This is a genomic window from Catenuloplanes indicus (assembly GCF_030813715.1).
GTDB lineage: Bacteria > Actinomycetota > Actinomycetes > Mycobacteriales > Micromonosporaceae > Catenuloplanes > Catenuloplanes indicus.
Genome location: NZ_JAUSUZ010000001.1, coordinates 58,684 through 84,237, shown reverse-complemented (window position 1 = coordinate 84,237; position 25,554 = coordinate 58,684). Strand labels below are relative to the sequence as shown.

19 protein-coding genes and 1 pseudogene are annotated in these 25,554 nt (G+C 73.1%); 4 read left to right on the top strand and 16 right to left on the bottom strand.

Features of this window, described 5'->3' with window-relative positions; genetic code table 11:
* Nucleotides 1-333: 333 nt before the first annotated feature.
* From kal to kdd, 5 genes and pseudogenes are all read right to left on the bottom strand, one after another.
* Nucleotides 334-696 (bottom strand): annotated as a pseudogene (gene kal / locus J2S42_RS00670) (3-aminobutyryl-CoA ammonia lyase); the annotation flags it as partial.
* Nucleotides 693-1,403: a lysine 5,6-aminomutase subunit beta gene (gene kamE, locus J2S42_RS00665; protein ID WP_307234122.1), complete on the bottom strand. Its 711-nt coding sequence runs from the start codon at nt 1,401-1,403 to the stop codon at nt 693-695. The pseudogene kal and the gene kamE, both read right to left, overlap by 4 nt.
* A complete protein-coding gene (gene kamD / locus J2S42_RS00660; RefSeq protein ID WP_307234120.1) occupies nt 1,400-2,971 on the bottom strand; it encodes a lysine 5,6-aminomutase subunit alpha in 1,572 nt (523 codons plus the stop codon). Before kamD ends, kamE begins: the two co-directional genes overlap by 4 nt.
* 17 nt (nt 2,972-2,988) lie before the next feature.
* Nucleotides 2,989-4,500 (bottom strand): amidohydrolase, encoded by a 1,512-nt coding sequence (locus J2S42_RS00655; RefSeq protein ID WP_307234118.1) that lies wholly within the window; start codon nt 4,498-4,500, stop codon nt 2,989-2,991.
* Nucleotides 4,501-4,653: 153 nt separating this feature from the next.
* The gene (gene kdd / locus J2S42_RS00650; protein WP_307234116.1) at nt 4,654-5,652 is read right to left on the bottom strand and encodes an L-erythro-3,5-diaminohexanoate dehydrogenase; all 999 of its coding nucleotides are present in this window, start codon (nt 5,650-5,652) and stop codon (nt 4,654-4,656) included.
* Nucleotides 5,653-5,741: 89 nt separating this feature from the next.
* Here kdd and J2S42_RS00645 point away from each other — a divergent pair, with 89 nt between their 5' ends.
* On the top strand, nt 5,742-7,076 hold the full coding sequence (locus tag J2S42_RS00645; protein WP_370879131.1) for a KamA family radical SAM protein: 1,335 nt from the start codon (nt 5,742-5,744) through the stop codon (nt 7,074-7,076).
* Nucleotides 7,077-7,086: 10 nt separating this feature from the next.
* Nucleotides 7,087-8,244 (top strand): flavin monoamine oxidase family protein, encoded by a 1,158-nt coding sequence (locus tag J2S42_RS00640; RefSeq protein ID WP_307234112.1) that lies wholly within the window; start codon nt 7,087-7,089, stop codon nt 8,242-8,244.
* 120 nt (nt 8,245-8,364) lie between these two features.
* On the opposite strand, the gene J2S42_RS00635 is transcribed toward J2S42_RS00640, so the two are convergent.
* Nucleotides 8,365-8,565, bottom strand: a complete 201-nt coding sequence (locus tag J2S42_RS00635) for a CsbD family protein (protein ID WP_307234111.1) — start codon at nt 8,563-8,565, stop codon at nt 8,365-8,367.
* 131 nt (nt 8,566-8,696) lie between these two features.
* Here J2S42_RS00635 and J2S42_RS00630 point away from each other — a divergent pair, with 131 nt between their 5' ends.
* Nucleotides 8,697-9,263 carry a histidine phosphatase family protein gene (locus J2S42_RS00630; RefSeq protein ID WP_307234109.1) on the top strand — a complete coding sequence of 189 codons (567 nt, stop codon included), beginning with the start codon at nt 8,697-8,699 and terminating at the stop codon, nt 9,261-9,263.
* On the opposite strand, the gene J2S42_RS00625 is transcribed toward J2S42_RS00630, so the two are convergent.
* From J2S42_RS00625 to J2S42_RS00615, 3 genes are read right to left on the bottom strand one after another with little or no spacing between them, the layout of a single operon-like run.
* Nucleotides 9,238-9,699 carry an Lrp/AsnC family transcriptional regulator gene (locus J2S42_RS00625; RefSeq protein ID WP_307234107.1) on the bottom strand — a complete coding sequence of 154 codons (462 nt, stop codon included), beginning with the start codon at nt 9,697-9,699 and terminating at the stop codon, nt 9,238-9,240. The genes J2S42_RS00630 and J2S42_RS00625 overlap by 26 nt on opposite strands.
* Before the next feature lie 18 nt (nt 9,700-9,717).
* Nucleotides 9,718-12,003 (bottom strand): hypothetical protein, encoded by a 2,286-nt coding sequence (locus J2S42_RS00620; RefSeq protein WP_307234106.1) that lies wholly within the window; start codon nt 12,001-12,003, stop codon nt 9,718-9,720.
* A gap of 56 nt (nt 12,004-12,059) precedes the next feature.
* Nucleotides 12,060-13,037, bottom strand: a complete 978-nt coding sequence (locus J2S42_RS00615; RefSeq protein ID WP_307234104.1) for an aldo/keto reductase — start codon at nt 13,035-13,037, stop codon at nt 12,060-12,062.
* 52 nt (nt 13,038-13,089) lie between these two features.
* Here J2S42_RS00615 and J2S42_RS00610 point away from each other — a divergent pair, with 52 nt between their 5' ends.
* Complete coding sequence (locus J2S42_RS00610) at nt 13,090-14,226, top strand: acyl-CoA dehydrogenase family protein (RefSeq protein WP_307234102.1); 1,137 nt, start codon at nt 13,090-13,092, stop codon at nt 14,224-14,226.
* A 321-nt stretch (nt 14,227-14,547) separates the two neighbouring features.
* On the opposite strand, the gene J2S42_RS00605 is transcribed toward J2S42_RS00610, so the two are convergent.
* The 7 genes from J2S42_RS00605 to J2S42_RS00575 form a co-directional block, all read right to left on the bottom strand.
* Nucleotides 14,548-15,492, bottom strand: a complete 945-nt coding sequence (locus J2S42_RS00605) for a pyridoxal-phosphate dependent enzyme (RefSeq protein WP_307234100.1) — start codon at nt 15,490-15,492, stop codon at nt 14,548-14,550.
* Entirely contained in the window at nt 15,489-16,502 is a 1,014-nt protein-coding gene (locus tag J2S42_RS00600) for a class I SAM-dependent methyltransferase (protein WP_307234098.1), read from the bottom strand. The genes J2S42_RS00605 and J2S42_RS00600 overlap by 4 nt, the downstream gene beginning before the upstream one ends.
* Nucleotides 16,503-16,511: 9 nt before the next feature.
* Nucleotides 16,512-17,060 (bottom strand): RNA 2'-phosphotransferase, encoded by a 549-nt coding sequence (locus J2S42_RS00595; protein WP_307234097.1) that lies wholly within the window; start codon nt 17,058-17,060, stop codon nt 16,512-16,514.
* A 123-nt stretch (nt 17,061-17,183) separates the two neighbouring features.
* Complete coding sequence (locus tag J2S42_RS00590; RefSeq protein WP_307234095.1) at nt 17,184-18,728, bottom strand: hypothetical protein; 1,545 nt, start codon at nt 18,726-18,728, stop codon at nt 17,184-17,186.
* Nucleotides 18,718-20,118 carry a glycosyltransferase gene (locus J2S42_RS00585; protein ID WP_307234093.1) on the bottom strand — a complete coding sequence of 467 codons (1,401 nt, stop codon included), beginning with the start codon at nt 20,116-20,118 and terminating at the stop codon, nt 18,718-18,720. The genes J2S42_RS00590 and J2S42_RS00585 overlap by 11 nt, the downstream gene beginning before the upstream one ends.
* Nucleotides 20,115-22,037, bottom strand: coding sequence for a glycosyltransferase (locus J2S42_RS00580; protein ID WP_307234092.1), 1,923 nt, complete (start codon nt 22,035-22,037; stop codon nt 20,115-20,117). Before J2S42_RS00580 ends, J2S42_RS00585 begins: the two co-directional genes overlap by 4 nt.
* A 19-nt stretch (nt 22,038-22,056) precedes the next feature.
* Nucleotides 22,057-25,530: a PA14 domain-containing protein gene (locus J2S42_RS00575; RefSeq protein WP_307234090.1), complete on the bottom strand. Its 3,474-nt coding sequence runs from the start codon at nt 25,528-25,530 to the stop codon at nt 22,057-22,059.
* Between the last annotated feature and the right edge of the window lie 24 nt (nt 25,531-25,554).

Below are 25,554 nucleotides of genomic sequence, written 5' to 3'. Positions count from 1 at the left end.
GAGCGGTCCGGCGCGTCGGACGAGGTGACGAGACCTTCGGACCGACCTCACGACGGCTGGTTGCCCCCGTGTGGCCGTTGTCTACTGGCCGCGCGTTCCTCGCCGTTCGTTCCGCCGGCGACGGCCCCGGTTCGCGCCGCCCCGCCGACCCCCGCCTGCGTGGCCTGGTCGGCCAGCGGACGAAGGGGCTGGAGCGAACGTGGGATCGCCTGCCCGCGTGTGGACTCAAGAACTTTACGCGCTGGGGTCGGTTACCCGTCAACCGGGGTTTGCTTTCTCTTTGGTTGCGTTTCCCTCCTTGCCCACTTCCGTGGGACCGTGCGGGTGTCCGATCGGGACGACGACCGTGCCGGTGGCGGTGACGGCCAGCAGCGGCGGGTCGAGGACCTCGGCCGCGGACGGGCGCAGGTCGCGGCGGGCCCGGCAGAGCACGGTCAGGCGCAGGTCGAGCCGCCGGGAGCGGGTGCCGGCCGCGACCACGACCGCGGTCGCCTCGACCACGTCACCGGCCCGGACCGGGGCGAGGAAGCGCACGTCGGCGTACCCGGCGAACAGGCCCTCGTCACCGTCGGTGCGGATGCACACCTCGGTGGCGACGTCCCCGAACAGGGCGAGCGCGTACGCGCCGTCGACGAGCCCGCCGCCGTAGTGGGCGTGCGCCACGTACCGGCGGTGGCTGACGGTCAGGCCGATCATGCGGCGAGCCGGTGCACGAGGTAGGAGGCGACCTCCCGGGGCGTGGTGCCGCGCCCGAAGATCCGGTCGACGCCGAGGTCCGCGGCCATCGTCTCGTCGAACCGGGGGCCGCCGACGATCAGCAGCGGACGCCGGCCCGGCCGGGTCCGGAACGCCGCGGCCAGCTCCCGCACGTTGTGCAGGTGGGCGTCGCGCTGGGTGACCACCTGGGACACCAGGACCGCGTCCGCACCGGCGGCCGCCTCGACCAGGTCCGCGATCGGCACCTGCGCGCCGAGGTTCGTCACGGACAGTTCCCGGTAGCACTCCAGGCCCTTCTCCCCCGCGACGCCCTTGAGGTTGAGGATCGCGTCGATGCCGACGGTGTGCGCGTCGGTGCCGATGCACGCGCCGACGACCGTGAGCTTGCGGCGCAGCCGGCGCCGGACCGCGGCGTTGACCGCGGCCGCGGACAGCAGCGGGTAGTCGCGCGCGGTGACCCGCACCGCGTCCAGGTCGACGAGGTGCCGGACCCGGCCGTAGACGACGAAGAACGTGTGCCCGGCACCGACCGGCCGCGCGTGCACCAGCATCGCCGGGTCCAGGCCCATCGCGGCCGCGAGTTGCAGGGCGGCGCCGTCGGCGCGTTTCCCGGCCGGGACGGGCAGCGTGAACGACGTCTGCACCATCCCGTCGCCGGTGGTGTCCCCGTAGGGCCGGACCTTCATGACAGCAACCCCTCGAACGGATTGTGGTACATCTGCGATATCGGGGCCACGCCGGACAGCCCGCGCCCCCGGTCCGGCGGCCGCTTCATGATCCCGAACGTGCCGCGGCCGATCGCGGTCAGCAGCGACTCGTCCACGATCCGTTCCAGTAGCGCGACCGCCTCCGCCAGCACCGTGTGCGCGCGCCGCTGCACGAACCCGCCCGGCGCCGGCACCAGGTCCTCGGCCATGTTCCCGGCCGCGGACAGCACGTACCGCACGTTCTGCAGCGCGATGTCCCGGTCGGACAGCCACGGCGTCACCACCGCCTCGGTCATCATCCCGACCAGCAGGATCTGCTGCCCGGTCAGCGCGCCGACCAGGTTGAACATGCCGTCGAGCAGGTTCCCGCGGAACACGTCCCCGGTCATGTGCTTCGTCGGCGGCATCCACTTCAGCGGCGCGTCCGGGAACAGTTCCCGGGCCAGCAGCGCGTGCGCGATCTCCAGGCGCAGCGAGTCCGGCAGGTCCGGGTCGATCTCGAACGCGTGCCCGAGCCCGAGCTGCGCGTCGGCCAGCCCGGCCTCGTGCGCGAAGTACTCGTTGAGCAACTGCGACACCGTCACGGTGTGCGCCTCGGTGACCGCGTCCGCGGTGGTCAGGTAGTTGTCCTCACCGGTGTTGATGATGATCCCGGCGCGGGCGTGGATCTGCCGGGAGAACCGCTGGTCGACGAACGTCCGGATCGGGTTGATGTCCCGGAACAGGATCCCGTACATGCTGTCGTTGAGCATCATGTCCAGCCGTTCCAGCCCGGCCAGCGCCGCGATCTCCGGCATGCACAGGCCGCTGGCGTAGTTCGTCAGCCGCACGTACCGGCCCAGCTCCCTGGACACGCCGTCCAGCGCGGCCCGCATCAGCCGGAAGTTCTCCCGCGTCGCGTACGTGCCGGCGAAGCCCTCCCGGGTCGCGCCCTCCGGCACGTAGTCCAGCAGTGACTGGCCGGTCGACCGGATCACCGCGATCACGTCCGCACCGGCCCGGGCCGCCGCGACCGCCTGCGGGACGTCCTCGTGGATGTCACCGGTCGCCACGATCAGGTAGATCCACGGCCGGCGCGGCGGGTCCCCGTACCGCCGGATCAGCCGCTCCCGGGTCGCCCGGGCCGCGTCCAGCCGTTTCACCGCGTGCCGGGCCAACCGCCCGGCCGCGTTCCGCACGGTCACCGCGTCCCGGCCGGACGGCAGCGTGAAATCGATCGACGGCGCCTTCTCCGCCAGCGTCCGCAACCCGTCACCGTACGCGGCCGCGGGTGCCGACAGCGGCTGGAACCGGCGCAGCGCGTGCAGCACCGGCAGCACCACGCCGTGGGTCAGGCCGGTCTGCGCGGTCACCGCGTCGGTCAGCCGGTTCACCCACGGCGTGCCGTCCGCGTCCGCGCCGGTCAGCCCGAACAGGCGCAGCATCGCCCGCTCCACGCTGACCGTGGTGTGCGTGCGGGCCAGGTCGACGACCGGCCGCCCGGCCCGCGCCGCCAACGTCCGGGCCCGCGCCACCAGCTCCGGGTCCAGATCGAGCTTCCCGGCCATCGCACCCTCCAGATTGATCAGATGTCGTGGATCGTGCTCCCGTGCACCACGGTCCGCCGGCACACCGGCGTCGACTCGACCGCGGCGGCCAGGTCCGCCACCGCGTCCCAGACCGCGAACGTCGCCGGTGCGCCCGGCTCGACCGCGCCACCGGCCACCGTGCCCGGCAGCGCCCGCCAGCCGCCGCGGGTGTGCGCGGCGAACGCGGCCCGCACCCCCATCCGGCTGTGCGGGGTGTGGTGGTGCACGGCCGCGCGGACCGTGCCCCACGGGTCCAGCGGCGTCACCGGCGCATCCGACCCGAATGCCAGCGGTACGCCCACGTTGTGCATGGCGGCGAACGGGTTCGCGGTCAGCGCCCGCTCCCGGCCGAGCCGGGCCGCGTACATCCGCGTCCCGCCGCCCCACAGCCGGTCGAACGCCGGCTGCACGGACGCCACCACGCCGTGCTCGACCATCCGGGCGATCAGCGTCCGGTCCAGCAGCTCCGCGTGCTCGATGCGGTGCCGGGCCGCCCGGACCGCCTCGTTGCCGACCTTCTCCGCGGCCTCGCCGATCCCGGCCAGGACCGCGCCGATCGCGGCGTCCCCGATCGCGTGGAACCCGCCCTGCATCCCGTGCGCGTGACAGTCCAGCAGATGATCGCGGACCTGTGCCGCGGTCAGGTAGCCGTGACCGCGGCTGCCGGGCTCGTCCGCGTACGCGTGCTCCAGGTACGCGGTCCGGGAACCGAGCGCGCCGTCCGCGAACAGGTCACCGCCGGCCCCGACCGCGCCCAGCTCCCTCGCCTTCGCGGCCGCGCCGAGCTCGCCCCAGTAGCCGAACACCTCCGGGTGGCCGTGCGCCGGGCCGCCCGCGGCGAGCACGTCGGTGAAGTCGTCCTCACTGGAGATCCGCGGGCCGCCGCACTCGTGGACCGCACCGATGCCGAGCGTGGCCGCGTGGGCGAGCGCGACGTGCTGCGCGTGCCGGCGCTGCGCCGGCGTGACCGATGCCAGGGCAAGGTCGCGGACCGTGTGGTGGGCGTCGACGCGCAACCAGCCGGAGGAGTCGAACCCGGCCGCGGCCGTGATCGTCGGGTCGGCCTCCAGCAGCGCGGACGACACCAGCGCGGAGTGCACGGACACCTGCGACAGGTAGACGCGCCGGCCGCCGGCGGCCACGCCGATCTCGTGCGCGGACGGCAGCTCCGGCGACTCCCACGTCGACTCGTCCCAGCCGTGGCCGAGCAGCACCCCGTCCGCAGGCAGCTCGCCGGCCTTGGCCGCGACCGCGTCCAGCACGTCGCGCGCGGACCGGGCCGCGGTCAGGTCCAGGCCGGCCAGGTTCAGGCCGGTCGACGTGGCGTGCACGTGCGCGTCCACGAACGCGGGCGTGACCAGCCCGCCGTCCAGGTCGACGACCCGGTCCGCGGACGGCGCGTCATCGTCCGCGCCCAGCCAGGCGATCTTCCCGTCGACGACGAGCAGTGCGGTCGCCCGCGGATCCGCGGCGGAATGGACGACGCCGCTCCTGTAGAGAACGCTCATGCCGGATCCCCCACGCCGCCGCGGTGTCGTGGTGGCCGGCGCTGAGCCGATGATTCGCTCGCAAGCTCACATGTGCCGGGCTCCCCGGACATGCGGCGGTGTCGTGGTGGCCGGCGCTGAGCCGATGATTCGCTCGCAAGCTCGCTCATTCGGTCAGTCTGCCCGCAGTCGCCGGGTGAACAACTGCCGCAGGCCCGGCGTGGCGCGGATCAGGTCCAGTGCCATCCGGGCGTGGCCGGGCACATAACCGTTGCCGATCAGGAGCGTCACGTCCGCGGCCAGGCCCTCCGCGCCGAGCGCGGCCGCGGTGAAACTGGTCGCCATCGAGAAGAACACCACCGTGCCACCGTCCCGGGTGGCCAGGATCGCGGCGTGCTCGCAGCCGGGCACGTCCACGCACACGACCGTCACGTCCGCGCGGACCCCGCCGATCGGCGCGCGCGCGTCCGCGACCACGATCTCGTCGGCCAGGCCGGACTCGCGCAGCCGCGCCGCCTCGGTCCCGTCCGGACAGACGCCGACGGTGCGGCTCGCGCCGGCCCGCCGGGCCGCGGCCAGCGACAGCGAACCGGACTTCCCGGACCCGCCGATCACCGCGACCACCGGCCGGTGGTAGCCGGCCACCACGCGCGCGGTCAGCGCCGGCGCGCCGCACACGTCGAACACGGCCAGCGCCAGCGCCGCATCCAGATCGCCCGGCAGGACCGCGGCGACGGTACGCCCGTGCAGGATCGCGAACCCGTCGCACGGCACCTGCTCCGCCCGGCCGTCCCACCGGGCCAGCCCGTCCGTGATCGTCAACGGCGTCAGCGTCAGGCTGACCAGCGTCGCGATCCGGTCCCCCGGCCGCACGCCCACGGTCGCGTCCGGACCGGACTCCTCGACCACGCCGATCAGCATGCCGCCGGAACCGGTCACCGGGTTGTGCATCTTGCCGCGCTCGGCCACGATCCGCAGAACCTCGTCGCGCACCCGGTCACCGTGCGCGTCCCGCAGCTGCCGGAAACTCGCCGCGTCGAGGTTCAGCCGTTCCACCCGTACCCGTGTCTCGGCGGTGTCCTTCAACGCCGGATCGGGATCCAGCCGCCACGCCGCCTGGGGCAGCACACCCGGCGGGCCGAGGACGCGGTGCGCGCCCGGAACGTCGACCACCACATCCACCTCCGACAATAAAACTTACGGCAGAATATTCTCTGTGCCGGAGGATTTCCAGTAATCTGCGGCATACGGAAGAAAAACCAATGTCGGAGGCCGTCGTGACCAGCACACTCCACGAAGTACGGCAGCCCTACACCTACACCCGCCGTCCCCTCCACGAACCCGACTGGACCCGCCTCCCCGGCTGGCGGCACACCACCCGCGACCAGTGGGAATCCGCCCAGTGGCAACGCGCCCACTGCATCCGGAACATCCGCCAGCTGCGGCACGTCCTCGGCGACCTCGCCGACGACACCTTCTACGACGACCTCGCCGCCGACCAGGCGACCCGCGCCACCATGACCATGCTGCTGCCACCCCAGATGCTCAACACCATGGACACCGCCGACCTGCGCGCCGACCCGATCCGCCGCTACATGCTCCCGCTCGCCGGCGAACGGCTACCCGACCACCCGTACGCCACCCGCGACTCACTCCACGAACACGACATGTGGGTCGCCGACGGGCTCACCCACCGCTACCCCACCAAGGTCCTCGCCGAACTCGTCCCCACCTGCCCGCAATACTGCGGGCACTGCACCCGGATGGACCTCGTCGGCACCGACACCCCCGCGGTCACCAAGCTCAAACTCGCGCTCAAACCCGTCGACCGGCACGACGCCCACCTCGACTACCTGCGCGCCCACCCCACGGTCCGCGACGTGGTCGTCTCCGGCGGCGACATCGCCAACGTCCCCTGGCGGCAACTCGAGACCTACCTCATGCGCCTGCTCGACCTCGACACCGTCCGCGACATCCGCCTCGCCACCAAGGCCCTCGCCGGACTACCCCAGCACTGGCTCCAGCCGCACGTCGTCGAAGGCCTCGAACGCGTCGCCCGCACCGCCGCCCGCCGCGGCGTCAACCTCGCCGTCCACACCCACATCAACCACGCGAACAGCATCACCCCGCTGGTCGCCCGCGCCGCACACGCCATGCTCGACATCGGCGTGCGCGACGTCCGCAACCAGGGCGTCCTGCTGCACGGCGTCAACGACACCGCCGACGACCTGCTCGACCTCTGCTTCGCCCTGCAGGACGACGCCGGCATCCTGCCCTACTACCTCTACCTGTGCGACATGATCCCCGGCGCCGAGCACTGGCGGCTGCCCGTCCACCGGGCCCAGACCCTCCAGCACGACATCATGGGATACCTGCCCGGCTACGCCACCCCGCGCATCGTCTGCGACGTCCCCTACGTCGGCAAACGCTGGGTCCACATGGCCACCGGCTACGACCGCGACCTCGGCATCACGCACTGGACCAAGAACTACCGCACCACCCTCACCGACGACACCGTCGACGCCCGCCACCACTACTACGACCCGATCCACACCCTCCCCCGAAAAGGCCGCGACCACTGGGCCACGCACTGCTAACCTCCCCGCCGTGCCGATCACCGCCAGCGCCGTCACCCACTGGGCCGACAACCCCTGGAGCCGCGGATCCTGGAGCCTCATCGGACGGCACGGCAGCCCCGCCGACCGCGCCACGCTCGGCACCCCGATCCGCGACCGCATCCGCCTCGCCGGCGAGGCCACCCACCCGACCCGCGCCGGCATGACCCACGGCGCCCACGAACAGGGCATCGAGGCCGCCGCCTGGGCCGCCGGCCACGGACACCGCGACGTCACCGTCATCGGCGCCGGCATGGCCGGCCTCGGCGCCGCACAGCACCTGCGCGCCCGCGGCATCACCACGCGTGTCCTTGAGGCCCGGCACCGCACCGGCGGCCGCACCACCGGCACCGACGTCGGCGGGTTCACCTTCGACCTCGGCGCGAACTGGCTCCAGCAGTACGACGACAACGTCCTCGCGCGCCTTGCCGAGAAGCTCGCGCTCCCGGTCGTACCCACGGCATTCGGGTCCGGTCTCGACGACCTGGAACGCCAACTGCGCGCCCGGCTCGCCGCCGCACCGGAACACGCGTCCGTCGCCGACGTCCTCGCCGCCTGGCCGGCACCACCGGCCGCACTCCGCCGGCTCGTCGACTCCGAGATCGTCATGGACACCGGCGCCGACCTCGGCTGGCTCAGCGCCCGCCACGGCTTCGAGCCCGGCGTCGGCGACGGCGACCGATGGATCATCGGCAGCTACCAGCGCCTCGTCGACCACCTCGCCGACGGCCTCGACATCCGCCTCGGCACACCCGTCCGCACCATCACCGACACCGCGGACGGCGTGTCCGTCGACGGACTCCGGACCGACGCCGTGATCGTCACCGTACCGATCGGCGCACTGCCGGACATCACGTTCACTCCCGCGCTCCCGGCCGCGCACCGCACCGCGCTCGGCCACCTCGGCATGGGACGCGTCGAAAAGATCATCCTCCGCGCCACCGACCGGTTCTGGCCGCACACCGGGTACTTCCGCATCCACGGACCCACGGACGGCGCGATCAGCGAATGGCTCGACGCCACCGACGCGGACGGCACCCCCACGCTCGTCGGGCTCCTCGCCGGCCCCTGGCTCGACACCCTCTGGACCGGCACCGACCACGACATCACCACCCGCGTGCTCACCGACGTGCTGCACGCCGCCGCATGATCGCCGCACCGGCCGGCCCGCCGCACCCCGCGCCGGCTTCACCGCCGTGGCCAGGTCATGCACGCGCTGCCCACGTCGAGGGGCCCGGACTCACCTGTCCGGGCCCCTCGACGGTGACGTTCAGCGGTGTCCGCGGATCGCGTCGCTCACGTCGCGGGCGGCGTCCTTGACGTGCTCGCCGGCCTGACGGCCCCGGGCCGCGGTCGCCTCGGCGGAACCCTCGGCCTGCAGACGCGGGTTGTCGGTCGCGTCGCCCGCCTTCTCCTTGGTCTCGCCCTTCAGCTCGTCGACCTTGTTCCGGATCTTGTCGGTGAAGCTCATCGTCGTACCTCCGGTGTCTGCGTCGTTGACCTGCACTCCGGAACGTCTCCACTCTGCCCGGCCGCCAAACAGACCGTGGCGTGTCCTTCCTAGGAGGCTAGCCGGAAACCCGGTCTGGTTGACTGACGACCATGGCGGAGATCGTTCTCGTACGGCACGGGCAGACCGAGTGGAGCGTCGCCGGGCGGCACACCGGCCGCACCGACATCCCCCTCACGGCCGCGGGCGAGGAGCAGGCGCGCGCGATCGGCGCGAAGATCAAGGGACGCGAGTTCGCGGCCGTGCTGTGCAGCCCGCGCATCCGCGCGCGGCGGACCGCGGAGCTGGCCGGCCTCGGGGTGACCGCGATCGACGACGACCTGGCCGAGTGGGACTACGGCGCCTATGAGGGCATCACCACGGCCGAGATCCACCGCACCGACCCGGACTGGTACCTCTGGGACGACGGCGTCCCCGGCGGCGAGTCACCGGAGCGGATCGGTGCCCGCCTCGACCGGGTCCTGGCGCGTGCCCGGGAACACCTGCGGCACGGCGACGTCGCGCTGGTCGCGCACGGTCACGCGCTGCGTGTGGCCGGGGCCCGGTGGATCGAGGAGCCGGTCCGCGTCGGCGGGCGGCTCCGGCTGGACACCGCCACGCTGTGCCGGCTCGGGTTCGAGCACGGCCGGCCGGTCATTCTGGAGTGGAACTCGCGCTGACCGTCGGCGGGCGTCCCTCGTACGGCGTGGAGAGCACCACGGTGGTGCGGGTGGTCACGTTCGCGGCGGTGCGGATCTGCTGCAGCAGCCGTTCCAGCTCGCCGGGACTGGCCACCCGGACCAGCAGCATGTAGAAGTCCTCGCCGGCCACCGAGTAGCACGACTCGATCTCCGGCAGGTGGGCCAGCCGCTCCGGCGCGTCGTCCGGCTGCGACGGGTCGAACGGCCGGATCGCCACGAATGCGGTGAGCTGCAGGTCGATCGCCTCGTACGAGACGCGCGCGGTGTAGCCCTTGATCACGCCGCGCTGCTCCAGGCGACGCACCCGCTGGTGCACGGCCGACACCGACAGGCCGACGCGTTCCGCGAGGTCCGTGTACGACAGCCGCCCGTCCGCGGTCAGCGCCGTCACGATCGCCCCGTCGATCTCCTCCACGCCGAAGAACCTACCGCGCTAACCCACCGTGCCGTCATTCGGGGACGTCGTCACGGACGGTGCCGGGGACGAGGACGGCGCGGGCAGTGCACCGGCCGCGGTCTCGATCAGCGCCTCGCGCAGCAGCTCGGCACCGGCCTTCAGCCGTTCGGTGTAGTAGACCCGGTTCCACGGCTCCCACGCGATCTCCTCCAGCGGCTCCAGCTTGCCGTCCGCGGCCAGCCGGACCCGTACCCCGGTGGCGGTCCTGGTGGTCGCGACGTTCCCGTCCGGAACCAGCACCTGCAGCGACGACGGGTCGGCGAAGCCGGCGAACGCCCACGGGATGCGCATGGTCAGCGTGCCGTCGTCGGTGAGCCGCCACAGGTTCCGGTTGTCCGCGTCCTGCCCGGCCGGGTCCCATACGCCGTGGTTGAGCCGGCCCACGTCGAACAGCTCGGCCGGCAGCTTCCGCCCGGTGGACGGCACGGTCAGGTCCCGGTTGATGATCAGCTGGTAGCGCTGCCAGCCGTTGACCGGCTTCGGCCGCAGCCCGGCCGGCACCTGGTAGTCCAGCGGCATCGGGTCCAGCTGCTCGCGCACCCACACCTGACCGGTCAGCGCCGCCAGGTCCAGCTGGATCGCCAGGTCCGCGCCCTCGTCGGTGGAGCCGGGCGGCGGGCTGCCGGCGATCTCCGGGATCACGTCCAGGCCCAGCGTCAGCGCCTTCGGCGCCGGCTTCGCCAGAACCAGACCCAGCGAGAGGTACGACTCGTCCACCGCGGCCACGGCACGCGTCGCGATCGGCGACTCCGGCGCGTCCAGCACCTGCTGCGGCCAGCCCTCCGGCGGCCCGGTCGGGTCGGTCGCGACGATCCCGAAATGCTGCTCGTTGGTGAGCGGGTCGTGCCACAGCTGCCGCCGGTCCGCGGGCAGCTGGTGCGCGATCGTGTTCCAGGTGAACGTGAACCACTCGTCGGCCCAGCCGAACAGGAAACCACCGGCCATGCCGGTGCCGCGGATGACGCGCAGCAGCTCCGCGTTGATCGTCATCGCCTCACGCTCGCTGTGGTCGCCCTGGCCGCGGCCGAGCGGTCCGGCGTGCGCGGTGCCGAGACTCGACGGTACGCCGAACTCCGTGATCATCACGGGCATGCCCGCGTGGTGGCGGCGCAGCGCGGTCAAATACCCGGCGTACGCGTCCGGCCGGCCGTTGTAGATCGCCTGCTGCAACGCCGGCTCGTGCCGTTGGAAGTCCGGGTAGTACGGGTAGGCGTGGTAGCTGGCGAACGTGCCGCCCGGCCACGCCTCGGTGGCCCGCACGTGGTTCGCGTCCACGCCGGCCAGGTCCTCCTGCGGCAGCGGCTCCTCCGGGTGCCGCAGCGGGTCGGTGGTCGGCCAGTTCACGAACGCGATCGGCGCGCTGCGGCCGCGGGCGGCCTCGGCCGAGGCCAGATTGTCCATCCGGGTGGCCAGCCACCGCTCGGTCGGCGAGGCGTTCGCGGTCGCCGCGAAGTACCGGCCGGCGAAGAGCGGGCGTTTCGCGTTCTTCCGGTCGGACTCGTGCACGCCGTTCGGGTCCCACTCCACGCCGATGATCCACGCGGCGAGCCACGGGCTGACGTCCGCGGTCCAGGTGCCGTGCGCACGCCCTCGCTGCGGCTCGCGCTCCAGCGCGCCGGACACCGCGGCGGACGCGTCCTTGAGCTCCCGGATGAACGCAGTGGTGACCGCGTCGTCGTAGAGGTCGCCGGTGCGCGCGTAGGACTCGTCCGGCAGGTACACGCCCTGGCTCAGGTAGAGCGGCCGGTCCGGGTTCTTCCGGTTGTGCGCGGCCAGCTCCTGGTAGAACGCCGGCGGGTGGATCGTGTAGATCCGGACGACGCGGATGCCCATCCGGTCCATCGCGGCGAACCAGGCCCGGTAGTCCTCCGCCGTGATCGCCAGCTCGCCCGGCTGGTGGCCGGGCGTGGTCGAGCCGAGGTTGACGCCGGGCAGGAACGTCTTGCTGCCGGACGCGGTGTGCAGCACGAACTGCTCGCCCATCGCCTGCGCGACCACCTTCAGCCCGTTCCCGGCGATCCGCCGGTGCGCGGCCCAGCTCGCCGCGTCCGCGGGCGGCGCGGGCAGGCCGGTCACACCGGCGATCCGGCTGGTGAACTCCGGGACCGGCGTGGCGGGCGGGGCCTCGTCGGCCAGCACCTGGTGCACGCCGAACGCGCCGAGCGCGATCACCGCGCCCATGCCGACGAGCCAGCGCCAGCGCGAGTTGCCCGCAGGCTGGATCTGGTGGTGTCGGCCCGGCGCACGATGGGATCCCGTCACCTGATCATTTTGTCGCCGTATTCGCTTTTGTCCGGGGTTTCCGGGAAGTTGGCCGGTCAGCCGTGGTCGGTCACCGCGTGCGGCCGGTACGGCGCCTCGAGCGCCGCGATCTCCTCCGGGGTGAGCGACACGGTGACCGCCGCGGCCGCGTCCTCGACGTGCGCGGTCCGGGACGCGCCCACGATCGGCGCGGTGACCACCGGCCGGGACAGCAACCAGGCCAGCGCGACCTGGGCCGGCGGCAGCGAACGCGCGTCCGCGATCCGGCGCAGTTCCTCCGCGACCGTGAGATCGTCGTCGGTGTACAGGTCGCGGGCGATCGCGTCGGTCCGGGCCCGGGTGGTGTGCAGGCCCTCCCGGGTCCGCGAGCCGGCCAGCAGCCCGCGGGCGAGCGGGCTCCACGGGATCACGCCGACGCCCTGGTCCGCGCAGAGCGGCAGCATCTCCCGCTCCTCCTCGCGGTAGACCAGGTTGTACTGCGGCTGCATGGACACGAACCGGGTCCAGCCGTTGACCGCCGCGACGTGCTGCGCCTTGGCGAACTGCCAGGCGAACATGCTGGACGCGCCGATGTAGCGGGCCTTGCCGGCACGCACCACGTCGTGCAGCGCCTCCATGGTCTCCTCGATCGGCGTGTCGTAGTCCCACCGGTGGATCTGGTACAGGTCGACGTAGTCGGTGCCGAGCCGGCGCAGCGAGTCGTCGATCGAGGAGAGGATGTGCTTCCTGGAGAGGCCGCGGTCGTTCGGCCCGTCGCCCATCGGGTGGTAGACCTTGGTCGCCAGCACGTAGTCGTCCCGGCGGTGGAAGAACGCGCGCAGCAGCCGGCCGGTGACCTCCTCACTGCCGCCGACCGAGTACATGTCCGCGGTGTCGAAGAACGTCACGCCGAGCTCGACCGCGCGGCGCACGATCGGCTTGCCGGCCTCCGCGTCCAGCACCCATTCGCGCCAGGACGGCGAACCGTAGGTCATCATGCCGAGGCAGATCCGGGAAACCTTCAGACCGGTCGAGCCGAGCCGCGTGTACTCCATGATCTGGAGACGTTACTCGACCGTACGCCCTAACGACCGTTAACCTTGGCCGATGTGGATCCCACCCTCCGAGGAGGCCCGCGACCTGCTCGGCCTCGTCGAAGAGATCGCCGACGGCGAGCTGACCCCGCCGGCCGCCGCCGATCACGAGGCACGCGGCGAGTTCCCCCGCGAGATCGTCCGCACGCTCGGCCGGGCCGGCCTGCTCGGCCTGCCCTACCCCGCGGAGCTGGGCGGCGCCGGCCAGCCCTACGAGGTGTACCTGCGGGTGCTGGAGCGCCTCGCGTACCGGTGGCTGACCGTGGCCGAGGCGGTCAGCGTGCACACGCTCTCCTGCTATCCGGCCGCGGTCCACGGCGACGACCGGCTGCGCAAGCTCGTACCCGACATGATCGGCGGTGAGCTGCTCGGCGCGTACTGCCTGTCCGAGCCGGCCGGCGGCTCCGACGCCGCCGCGCTGACCACGAGGGCGGTCCGGGACGGCGACCACTACGTCGTCGACGGCACCAAGGCCTGGATCACGCACGCCGGCAGCGCCGACTTCTACACCGTCTTCGCCCGCACCGGCGAGCCCGGCCCGCGCGGCATCTCCTGCCTGCTGCTCGACGCCACCACGACCGGCCTCGCGCCACAGCCCCGCGAACGCCTGATGGGCCTGCACGCCGGCGCACCCGCCCAGGTCGTGCTCACCGGCGCCCGGGTGCCCGCCGACCGCCTGGTCGGCGCCGAGGGCCAGGGCTTCCGGATCGCGATGTCCGCGCTCGACGCCGGCCGCCTCGGCATCGCCGCCTGCGCCGTCGGCCTCGCCCAGGCCGCCCTGGACCACGCCGTCGCCTACGCGCGCGAACGCACCCAGTTCGGCTCCCGCATCATCGACTTCCAGGGCATCGGCTTCCTGCTCGCCGACGCCGCCACCGGCATCAGCGCCGCCCGCGCCCTGCTCTACACCGCCGCCCGCCTCCGCGACGCAGGCCTGCCGTTCAGCACCGAGGCCGCCCAGGCCAAACTCTTCGCCACCGACACCGCCATGCGCGTCACCACCGACGCCGTCCAGATCCTCGGCGGCGCCGGCTACGTCACCGACCACCCGGTCGAACGCTGGTTCCGCGAGGCCAAACTCCTTCAGATCGTCGAGGGCACCAACCAGATCCAGCGCCTCGTCATCGCCCGCTCCCTCGCCAAACCCTGACCGCCCCACCCATCCCGCCTCACAGGCGGGAAGTGCGCGCCCCTGCCGCGGGCTGCGTTTGGGCGGCCTTACGCCCGAGATATGGCCGAATATCCGGCATGCGGTGCCGCCGCGCGCGGTGCCCAGCTGCCGGGGATGACGCCGGCGTGCGGGGCCTTCGGGCGGCGGCTTCGGGAGGGCTCCGGTCCTGTGGTGACCGGCGACGGGACTTGCAGGGAGGAGCGCCAGCGACGACCGGTGCCCGCGGGAGCGTGCGGGCCGCACCACGCCGGAAGTGGGAAGATCAAGGGCTTGGTGTCGGGGTTGAGCCGCCGGGAAGGGTCAGGCCAGCAGGTCGATGAAGCGGGTGACGTCGATGTTGCCGCCGGACAGCAGGACGCCGACGCGGTGCGCGGCGGGGGCGCGGCCCTGGAGGAGGGCGGCGAGGCCGGTGGCGCCGTTCGGCTCGAGGACGAGTTTCATGCGGTCGAAGGCGAAGCGCATCGCGTCGCGGATCTCCTCGTCGGTGACCAGAACGACGTCGTCGACCAGGCGGCGGTTGACCTCGAAGGTGAGCGTGCCGGGCGTGTCGGCGGCCATGCCGTCCGCGATCGTGCGCGGCACCGGGATGCGGACGCGTTCGCCCGCGCGCAGCGAGCGCAGCGTGTCGTCGCCGACGGCCGGTTCGACGCCGATCACGCGAATGTCCGGCAGCAGCGCCTTGGCGATCGTGGCGCAGCCGGCGATCAGGCCGCCGCCGCCGACCGGGACCAGCAGCGTGTCGAGCGGGCCGGTGTCCTCGATCAGTTCGAGTGCGGCGGTGCCCTGGCCGGCCATCACGTGCGGATGATCGTACGGCGGGATCAGCGTCAGGCCGCGCTCCGCGGCCAGAGCCTCGCCGAGTGCGACGCGGTCCTGCGTGTAGCGGTCATAGGTGTGGATCTCGGCGCCGTAGTCGCGGACCGCGTCGCGTTTGGACGTGGGCGTGTCCGCCGGCATCAGCACCACCGCACGGGCGCCCAGCTCGCGCGCGGCCAGCGCCACCGCCTGCGCGTGGTTGCCGGACGAGTAGGCCGCGATGCCGCGGGAGAGCTCCTCCGGCGTGCGGCGGGAGATCGCGTTGAACGCGCCGCGGAACTTGAACGCGCCGACACGCTGCAGGTTCTCGCACTTCAGGAACGCCTCCGTCCCGGTGCGCGCGTTCAAGGTCCGGGAGACGGCCACGGGGGTACGGTGGGCGACTCCGGCGAGACGAGCCGCCGCGTCGCGGACATCGGCCGCGTTCACCGCGCCATTCTGTCACGGAACGCCTGCTTCCGTCGCTCCCGTTCCTCGCGGTCCCGGCGTCGCCACTCGTCCATGCCGGCCTCCGAACGGGCCCGGACCTCACCGGCCGGATCCCAGTCCAGCCCGGCGTCCCGGGCCGCGGCCACGACCTGGTCCAGCGCCACCCCCATTCGCCGCAGCCGAGCGATGATCTCCAGCGAGTCGTCCGGCATCGGCACCCGGGCCGGGCGGCCGGTGTCGTCGTCGACCACCGCCCACAGCCGGTCCGCCGCCCGCTCGAACCGCAGCCCGGACGCGCGCCGCGGCGGGCCGGCCGCGGCCAGCACGAGCAGCCCGTCCGCGTCGTCGTCGGCCGGGTCGACGCGGAAACCGGCCTCGGTCAGCACGGTCTGGTACCAGACGTCGGAGCGCAGCCGGACCTCCCGGTCGAACGCGAGCTCGGTGCCGTCCGCGAGCCGGTACCCGGCCCGGTAGCGGATCCGGTCGCCGTCCGCCCGCGCGTCCTCCCGCCACGCCGCCGCACCGTCCGCGAGCCGGCGGTACGACGCGGCGCGCGTCCACCGGGTCCAGTCCCGGGCACGGTACCGGCGGGCGTCGAACGCGAGCCGCCCACCCGGCCGCAGCGCCCGCCGGACCGCCGCGAACGAGGCGATCAGCTCCCGGTCGTCGGTGATCTCCGAGACCACACCCCCGGCCAGGACGACCAGGTCGAACGCGTTTTCCGGCAGGGTACGGGCGTCGCCGCGCAGCCAGGTCACCAGCGCGCCGATCGGCCGCCGCCGGGCCAGGTCGAGCATCGGCGCGGACGGGTCGACCGCGGTCACCCGGTGGCCACGCCGGGCCAGCTCGGCCGCGAGACGCCCGGTGCCGCACCCGACGTCCGCCACCGACACCGCCGGCAGCTGCGCGGCCAGGTCGACGTAGAACGGATGTTCCCGCGGCTGCGGGTGCAGCGCGTCGTGCAGCGCCACGATCCGGGGATCCGTGTGCTCCTCGGAGGTGGCGCTCATCGGCTCAGTCTAGGAGCGCGGTACGTCGAGGTACTCCGGCGGTACGGCGTCGGTCAGCCAGACCCCGTTCGCACTCCGGAAGAACGCATGCCCATCGGCCGCCATGCGCGCGGCCGCGACCGTGAGCACGACCGGCCGGCCGTGCCGGGTGCCGACCGTCCGGGCCGTGGCCGGGTCCGGCGAGAGGTGCACGTGGTGCCGGCCGCCCTTGACCAGACCCCGCTCCCGGATCGACGCGAGGTTGCGGTCCGCGGTCCCGTGGTAGAGCGTGCCCGGCGGCGCCTCGGCCGCGTAGCCGAGCTCGACGGCGACCGAGTGCCCCTGGTTCGCCCGGATGCGCTCGCCGCCGGATGTCCGTTCGATCGTGAATCGCTTCTTGTCGTTCTCGTCGACGACGCGGCCGAGCTGGTCCCGGGTCAGCGGGAGCCCGTGCCGGGCAAGCGCCGCGAGCAGGGCAGGGACGGGGATCCAGCCGTCCGCGGTGAGGGTGACGCCGATGCTCTCCGGGCGGTGCCGGAGGACGAGGGAGAGGCGTTTACTGATCCGCTTGATGTCCATGTCGCTCTTCAGCGTATCGACCGGCGGCCAGCGAATTTCCGTACCGGCGTGCTGATCAGCGCGGCAGCCGGCGGGTCCAGCGGGACCTCGGCTGACCGCCGGGGCCCCGCCGAAACCCGATCCTCAGATCGGCACCAGCGTCCACTGCACGTTCCCCGCCGGATCGTGCCAGCTCCACGCCCCCGGCACCGTGACCGGTGCCTCGCCGAACGCGCTGCGCCGCACCGCGTCCGCCGCGCCCTTCGCCGAGATCAGCAGATACCGCGCCCCCGACTCCCGCGGCGCCGCGAGCGTCGCCGTGAAGTCGCGGTCCGGGGTGATCACGAACTGGCGGGGGTTGTCGCTGGCCAGGATCACGCCGAACGCGTACGCCGCGTCCGTCACCACCGCGCCCTCCGGCAACCCCAGCCGGTCCAGGTCCGCGGCCACCGTCGCGTTGACCTCGGCCAGCCCGGCCGTCCGGGCCGCACCGGACGCGGTGAACCACTCCGACTCCTCCCGCGCCAGTTCCGGCCGGCTCAGCGTGACCAGCGCGGCCGGGACCGCCGCCACCGCCAGCAGCAGCGGCACCGCGGCCACGGTCCGCCGCCGGACCCCGCCCGCCGCCGCTCCCGGGGCCGGAACCCGGCCGGACGGCAGGCAGTACCCCGCCAGCAGCACCGCCAGCGGGATCACCGCGATGTGGAACCGCAGCCACCCGAACGACGTGCCGCTCAGGAACGCGAGCGCGTCGAACGCCAGCACCGCCCCCAGCACCGCGACCGGTGCCAGCACCCCGGCCGACCGCCGCCGCCAGGCCAGCACGAGCGCCGCCACCAGCAGCACCGCGACGAACGGCGACAGCCCGAGCAGCTGCTGCCAGCCGTACATCGCGCGGGACGCCAGGTCCGTCCCGGTGACCGACGAGATGCCGGACGCGTTCGCCGTCACCTGCGCGGAGTTGCCGTACTCGCTGGAGAACGTGGCGAACCACTGGCCGACGATCAGCCGGCTGGCCAGCGCCCACACCGCGACGGCCAGCGCGGCCGGGAACGCCACGATCACCGCGTCCACCCGGGCCAGCGCGGCCGACCGGGTGCGCCACCAGGTCACCAGGAACACCAGCACCGGTACGGCAGCGGCCGGTGCCAGCGCCTCGTAGCGCGCGCCGTAGGCGAGCCCGACCGCGAGCCCGAGCGGCACCAGCAGCGTGACCCGCGCCGACGTCAGCCACTCCTGCAGATATCGCACCGCGAGCAGCAGGCACAGCAGGAAGCAGGCCTCGCTCATCCCGTTCCCGGCATACACCACGATCATCGGGTGCAGCGCGAACGCGGCCGTGAGCAGCGCGCGCGGCACCGGTGCCACGGACGCCCGGCGGAGCACGTCGTGCACGAGCCAGACGACCGCGGCCATGAACACCGCGGACGCCAGCACCGGCAGCAGCGACTCCTGGGTGAGTGCCGGGAACACGTGCCGCAGCGGCAGGAACGGCAGCAGCACCAGCGACGGCAGCGGGTTCCAGACGAACCCGATCGCGGCCAGGTGCGGATCGCGGCTGTAGAGCGTGTAGTACGCGTTCGCCACCCGGCTGGTCGAGTCGCCGGGCACCAGTCGCGCGTCCCAGAACCAGAGCGCGACGGCCAGGTAGAGCAGCACGACCGGGACGATCCAGATCCTACGCGGCATGGGACGACTCCAGGTGCAGGCCGTGCGTGGTCTTCTCCCAGTAGGACGGCCGGAACACCAGCTGCCACGCGGCCTTCGCGCCGGCCAGGCTCATCATCGCCCAGTACAGCGGCGACAGCAGCGCGGTGCCGAGCAGGTCCGGCCGGTCCATGGTGCGCACGGACAGCAGGTTCAGGTAGATCACCGTGGCGTTGCCGAAGACCAGGCAGGCCAGGCCGAGGTAGTAGTAGGGCGGGATGAAGATCTGTTCGAGGATCGGCGGCCGGTCCAGGAACCACAGCGCGGTCGTCGCCCACAGTGCCGCGTTCAGCAGCGCGGCCAGCGGCGTACCGCCGACGAACAGGTTCAGGCAGAGCAGCCCGCGCCAGCCCAGCTGCATCACCGTGGCCCGGGGTGCGCGCAGGTGCACCAGCCAGGTCATCAGGTAGCCCTTGTACCACCGGCTCCGCTGCTTGATCCAGTTGATGAAGTCGGAGTTCGCCTCCTCCAGCGTGACCGAGTCGAGCACGCCGACCCGGTATCCGGCGCGGGCCAGCCGCATGCCGAGGTCCGCGTCCTCGGTCACGTTGAACGGGTCCCACGCGCCCAGGTCGCGCAGCGCGGCGGCCCGGAAGTGGTTGCTGGTGCCGCCGAGCGGGATCGGCATGCGCAGCGCGACCAGGCCGGGCAGCAGCGACCGGAACCAGGACGCGTACTCCAGCGCGAACCACCGGGTGATCCGGTTCTGGTCGGTGTTGAAGTAGCCGAGTTCGGCCTGCAGGCACACGTAGGACGGGCCGAGCCGGCGCATCGCGACGACCGCGCGCCGCAGTTGCAGCGGTTCCGGGATGTCCTCCGCGTCATAGATGGTGACGAACTCGCCGCGCGCCTCCGCCAGCCCGACGTTGCACGCCTTCGGCTTGGTGCGCGGCTGCGACTCCGGCACGACCAGGATGCGCACGTGCGGCCCGGGCAGCGCCGCCTCCGCGGCCGCGATCGTCTCCGCGTCATCCGCCTCCAGCAGCAGGATCACCTCGAGTTTGCCGGGCGGGTAGTCGAGCGCCGCCAGGTGCTCCATCAGCAGCCCGATCACACGCGGCTCCCGGTAGGCCGGCACCAGCACGGTGTACACCGGCAGGTCGTCCTCGGCCAGCGCGTCCGCGTCGCTGACCCGCACCCGGTGCTCGCCGGTCCCGGCCGCGTAGACGAGCACCACCCGGAACACGATCGCCGCGGTGTAGGCCAGCGTGATCAGCGCGACCACGGCCTGCACCACCAGCATCGGCCGCAGCACCAGCCCGGCCAGCACGACCGCGAGCAGCACCGCGAACCCGCCGCGCTGCACCCGGCTGAGCACCACGTGCGCCGAGTGGTCCGGCCAGCGCGTCCGGAGGTCGACCGGCGCACTCATTCGGCCACCTCCGCGAACGACAGCCGGGCCGGCAGCGGCGTGACCTCGGGGAGCGCCCGCAAGCCGAGCACCAGCGCGATCACCACCAGCACCACCGCCGCGAACCGGGCCCGGGGCAGGTACTGCCGCGCGATCGCGGGCGTTTCCGCACGTCCCCACCGCACGGCCCAGAACGCGACCATGACGGCGAGCAGCACATCCGTCACGCCGGGTGGCGGCACGGCGTCCAGCATCCGGCCCAGCAGCGCGGGCAGAAGAGCAACCACGATCAAGGACAGCAACGAGGGTACGAACGACCGCCCGGCCCGCCGCACACCGAGGACACCGGCACACACCGTCACGCACAGCACCGCACCGAGCAGCGGGACCAGCGCTCCCGGCCGTACCACGCCGGGGGTCGGGATCGCGGCGACCAGCGGCAACAGCATCACCCAGCGCAGCCGTGCGGTGGCCCGCGTACCGAGCAGCAGGATCGCGGCGCCGGCCTGGAACGCCACGCCCGCGACCAGCGTCAGCTCCGGCGTGACCAGCACCAGTGTGCCCGCGCAGACCAGCAGCGCGGCCGCGAGCAGCCCGTCCACCTGCCGGTCGTGCACGTCCGGTTCCCGCGACGACGGCCGCAGCCGCGCCGCCACCAGCGCGGACGCGGCCACGAGCGGGATCAGCAGCGGCACGGTGCCGCCGCGCTCCCACAGCGCGTCCCACACCGAGCCGGCCAGCGCCGGGAACGCGACCGTGGTCAGCGTGAACGCCAGCAGCAGCCGGGTCAGCGCGGCCCGCCGCACGGCCCCGGCCACGCCGCGCATGCCGGGCATCGCGACCTCGCCGTAGACCCAGCGGCTGGTGGCCAGGTAGCGCACCGCGAACACGACCATGATCGCGATCGCGTTGGCGGCCAGGTAGTGCAGCCCGCCGTAGGTGACCATGGCGTACAGCAACCCGACGTGGATCGGCGTGAGCGTGTTGTTGAGCAGCAGGAACCGGCCGAAGCGGCGCAGCCGGGTCCGCCGGCCGGGCGGCATCACCAGCCGGTCGATGATCAGGAAGTTCCAGCCGATCGCGACCTGCACCGCGAGCACGGCCGCGACCAGGTACGGCAGGCCGAGCGCGAACAGCCACAGCGCGCCCGAGTTGACCGCGATCCCGGACGCGCCGGCCAGCGCGAACCCGGCGATCCGCGGCCGGGACAGCCGCAGCGTGAGCAGGTGCCGGCCGAACCGCAGGCCCTCGCGCAGCGACGCCTTGCTCTCGCCGGCCAGCCGGGACCGGAACGTGTACGGCACCTCGACGACCCGGCCGATCCGGCCGCGGACCAGCACCTCCAGCAGGATCTTGTAGCCGTCCGGGCGCAGCGCGTCCGGTGGCACCGCGTCGCGGCGGACCGCGAAGAACCCGCTCATCGGGTCCGTGACGCCGCGCAGCCGCAGCGGGAAGACCAGCTTGGCCAGCGCGCCGGTGGCCCGTGAGACGAGCCGCCGGAACCGGCCGGAGAGCCCGCCCGCGCTGCCCGCGCCCCGGTAGCGGCTGGCGACGACCGCGTCCGCGTTGTCCACCTCCCCGGCCGCGAGCAGGTCCGGCACGGTCTCCGGCGGGTGCTGCAGGTCGCCGTCCATCACCACCACCCAGGGCGCGGTGGCGGCGCGGAACCCGGCGACGACCGCGCCGCCGAGCCCGCCGGCGCGCTGCCCGGCCGGCCGGTGCACCAGGCGCGCACCGGTCCCGGCGATCGCGGCCGGGGTGTCGTCGTCGCTGTCGTCCACGAAGACGATCTCCGTGGGTGTGCTGCCGAACGCGGCGCGCAGCCGGTCGACCAGCGGCCGGACGTTGCCGGCCTCGTTGCGGGTCGGCACCACGACGCTGACCGCGGGTGGCGCGGCGGTCTCGGCGGGCCTGATCCGGGTGGGCGCGATATCCGCCATGACCGGTGTGTCCTCCCTGCTAGATGCGTATCTGACCGAACCGGGCGAGCGCGCCCCCGCCGCGCTCGTAGTATTCGACGACCACGGTGTGCGCGCCCGCGTCGAGCGGCACGTCCGCGGTGAACGTGGCGGGCCCGTGGTCGGACCAGCCGTCGATCACGAGCACGCCGTCGACCAGCACCCGCACGCCGTCGTCGCCGGTGACGGTCATCCGGTGGGTGCCGGCCGGGTAGGTGGCGGTGCGGGTCCAGCGGGCGGAGAACCCGTCCGCCGGCACGTCCGGGTGCGGTGTGCCGTAGCCCCAGTCGAAGTCGACCGCGTCGTCCTCGCGGGTCAGCAGCGGCGTACCGGCGAGGTCCGGGTTGCCGAAGTAGGCCGCGGTCCAGCCGGCGGCCGGCGCCACGTCCGCGATCCGCTGGTAGCCGAACCGGGCGAGCGCGCCGCCGCCGTCCTCGTAGTACTCGACGCGGATCTCGTGCGGCCCGGCGGCCAGCACCAGGTCGGCGCTGAACGTCGCGTTCTGGTCGACCCACCGGTCCACCACCGGCGCACCGTCCACGAACACCCGGATGCCGTCGTCGCTGGCGCCGCTGAACCGGTAGACGCCGGCCGGCAGCGTGTCCGTGCGCGTCCACCGCGCCACGAACCCGTCCGGCGCGATCACCGGGTCCGGCGACCCGCCGCCCCAGTCGGCGTCCACGGCCGGCTCCGGGCGAGCGAGATCAGGGGCCCGCGCGGGTACGGCCGGTGGGCGCTCGGGCGCGTTCCAGTACTCCGCCGCGTAGTCCGGTGGGTCCGCCGCGTCCGCGGTCTGCCGCCAGGACAGTTTCGCGACCGCGTCGCCGCCGTTCTCGTAGTAGTCCAGCACGATCGTGTGCGGCCCGCCGTCGAGCACCGTGGTCGCGGTGTGCGTGGTCGCGCCGCTGTCCGCCCACGCGTCGATCAGCCGCTGCCCGTCCACGGTCAGCCGGACGCCGTCGTCCGCGGTCGCGGTGAACGTGTACTCGCCGGGCGCCAGGCTGACCGTGCGCGTCCACCGGGCCGCGAAGTGGTCGGCGGCGATCGCCGGGTCCGGCGAGCCGAGCGCCCAGTCGTGGTCGACCGCGCGCTCCTGCCTGGTCAGCGTCGGTACCGTGGCCGGGATCGTGGGTGCGCCGCCGGTGCCGGGCGTGTTCCAGTAGTGCGCGGTGAAGCGCTCGTCCGGCTGGTCGGTGGTGGCGGTCCAGCCGAGCGTGGCCAGCGCGTCGCCGCCCTCGTCGTAGTACTCCATGGTGATCGTGTGGTCGCCGGCGCCGAGGTCGCCGACCCAGTCGTGCGCGGTCCCGGACTGCCCCTGCCACCGGTCCAGCACCAGTTTCCGGTCGACGTAGAGCCGTACGCCGTCGTCGGTGACCGTGGTGAACCGGTACCGGCCGGCCGCGAAGTGCTGCCGTTTCGTCCACCGGGCCGAGAAACCGTCCGCGGCGACGCCGGGACCGGGCGGGTCCGCGCCCCAGACGAAGCCGACGGCCGGGTCCGACCGGCGCAGCACCGGCGTACCCGCGAGGCCGGTGTTGTTGAAGAACGTGGCGGTGAAGTCCGGCGATCGCGCGTAGCCGGCGGTGTAGACCGACGGCGTGTCCGGCGTGGTGATCGTGTGCCGGATCGCGCCGCCGTCGGACCAGCCGGTGAAGTGGTGGACCGTGCCGTCCGCCGCGACCGCGGTCGGCGGCGCGTAGATCTCCCGCTGGAACCCGGCCACGCCGCGCACCGGGTGCGGCGTGCCCACCGGGATGCCGTCCAGGTGTGCGACCAGCCCCGGCGGGTCGGTGGTGACCGTGAGCGGCGCCGTCACCGGCCGGATCTCGATCGTCCTCGACGTGCTGAGCCCGTTGGCGTCGGTGGCGGTGACCGTGATCCCGTACCAGGTGTCCGCGGACGACTCGCCGGTGACCGGGATGGTGAACGAGCCGGCGCGGCCGGTCAGCGGCCCGGCGAACGGGTGCGTGTGCGTGCCGTGGTGCAGCAGCACCGTGGTGCGGATGTCGTTGTCGTCCAGGTCGAACCCGGCCGCGTCGGTGGCGAACGCGTTGTAGGTGATCACGTCGCCGGCCCGGTACGGCGACTCGTCCGCCGGTACCGCGATGGTGACCGTGGGCGGGATCCCGACCTGGATGACGATCGGCACGGCCTGCGCGGTGTGCCCCTGTCCGTCGTCCACGGTCAGCGTGACCTGGTAGACGCCGACGTCCGGGTAGGTCTTGACCGGTGCCGGGCCGGTGCCGGTGGTGCCGTCGCCGAAGTCCCAGGCGTAGCCGAGCGGGTCGCCGTCCGGGTCGGTGCTGCCGGTGGCGTCGAAGTGGACGGTCAGCGGCCCGAGGCCCTTGGTGACGTCCGCGCCGGCGACCGCGGACGGCGAGTGGTTGCCCAGCTCGTACGCGATCCGGTAGAGCCGCCCGGGGATGTAGGTCAGGTAGTACAGCGACCCGTCCGCCGCCTGCTTGATGTCCACCACGCTGCCGGCGACCGGGTCGAAGTCGTGCACCGCCGTGACCGCGCCGGCCGCGTCCAGCTCGGCCCGGCGCAGGAAGCCCTTGGCATAGTCGCCGAAGAACAGATTCCCACGGTACGCGGGCGGGAAGTCATCGCCGCGGTAGACCGGCCCGCCGGTGACGGCCGCGCTCTCACCGTCGTGCGGGTAGACGTGGACCGGGTCGGTGAACCCGGCGCAGTCCACGGTGCAGTAGCCCTCCTTGAGCGGCCAGCCGTAGTTGCCGCCCTTGACGATCCGGTTCACCTCCTCCCAGGTGAAGTCGCCGACGTCGCCGCCGTAGAGCGCACCGGTCGCGGCGTCGAACTGGAACCGCCACGGGTTGCGGAACCCGTACGCCCAGATCGCCTGTTCCTTCCCGGCCTGGCCGTAGAACGGGTTGTCGGCCGGGATCGTGCCGTCCCGGCGGATCCGCAGGATCTTGCCGTGCGGGTTCGTCAGCAGCTGCGCGTTGCTGGAGTAGCCGTTGTCGCCGACCGCGAAGTACAGCATCCCGTCCGGGCCGAACCGGATGCTGCCGCCGACGTGCAGGTGCTGGGAGAGCGACTCGGTGCGGAAGATCGTGAACGGGCCGTCCGTGCCGACGTCGCCGGACGCGTCGAATCTGACCAGCCGGTTATGCAGATCAAGACCGGTGTAATAGAAGTAGACATAGTGATTCGTAACGCCGAACTCCGGGTCGAACGCGATGCCGATCAGGCCGCGGTCACCGCTCGCCTCGGACGGCAGATATGCGAACGGTGCGGGCAGCAGCACACCGTTCTTCACAATTTTGACGGTGCCGGACCGTTCCAGGACGAATATCCGCCCGTCCGGCGCGATCTCGAATCCACTGGGCCCGTCCAGGCCGGCGCCGACGATCAGCGAAGTGCGGAAATCCGCTGGTGGGGCCGCGTGCCCGGGCGCCGGCAGCAGCACGGCGGCGAGCAGCCAGGCGAGCAGGAACGACATACGGGCGCGCACGTGTCCGCCCCCCTTCGATTCGCG

Bases quoted from the DNA above. Each gene is read 5' to 3' on its own strand.
- kamE (WP_307234122.1), bottom strand. From the start codon at position 1,403: ATGAAGGTCCGGCCCTACGGGGACACCACCGGCGACGGGATGGTGCAG.
- kamD (WP_307234120.1), bottom strand. From the start codon at position 2,971: ATGGCCGGGAAGCTCGATCTGGACCCGGAGCTGGTGGCGCGGGCCCGG.
- J2S42_RS00655 (WP_307234118.1), bottom strand. From the start codon at position 4,500: ATGAGCGTTCTCTACAGGAGCGGCGTCGTCCATTCCGCCGCGGATCCG.
- J2S42_RS00645 (WP_370879131.1), top strand. From the start codon at position 5,742: ATGTCGGAGGCCGTCGTGACCAGCACACTCCACGAAGTACGGCAGCCC.
- J2S42_RS00635 (WP_307234111.1), bottom strand. From the start codon at position 8,565: ATGAGCTTCACCGACAAGATCCGGAACAAGGTCGACGAGCTGAAGGGC.
- J2S42_RS00630 (WP_307234109.1), top strand. From the start codon at position 8,697: ATGGCGGAGATCGTTCTCGTACGGCACGGGCAGACCGAGTGGAGCGTC.
- J2S42_RS00615 (WP_307234104.1), bottom strand. From the start codon at position 13,037: ATGGAGTACACGCGGCTCGGCTCGACCGGTCTGAAGGTTTCCCGGATC.
- J2S42_RS00610 (WP_307234102.1), top strand. From the start codon at position 13,090: ATGTGGATCCCACCCTCCGAGGAGGCCCGCGACCTGCTCGGCCTCGTC.
- J2S42_RS00600 (WP_307234098.1), bottom strand. From the start codon at position 16,502: ATGAGCGCCACCTCCGAGGAGCACACGGATCCCCGGATCGTGGCGCTG.
- J2S42_RS00595 (WP_307234097.1), bottom strand. From the start codon at position 17,060: ATGGACATCAAGCGGATCAGTAAACGCCTCTCCCTCGTCCTCCGGCAC.
- J2S42_RS00590 (WP_307234095.1), bottom strand. From the start codon at position 18,728: ATGCCGCGTAGGATCTGGATCGTCCCGGTCGTGCTGCTCTACCTGGCC.
- J2S42_RS00585 (WP_307234093.1), bottom strand. From the start codon at position 20,118: ATGAGTGCGCCGGTCGACCTCCGGACGCGCTGGCCGGACCACTCGGCG.
- J2S42_RS00580 (WP_307234092.1), bottom strand. From the start codon at position 22,037: ATGGCGGATATCGCGCCCACCCGGATCAGGCCCGCCGAGACCGCCGCG.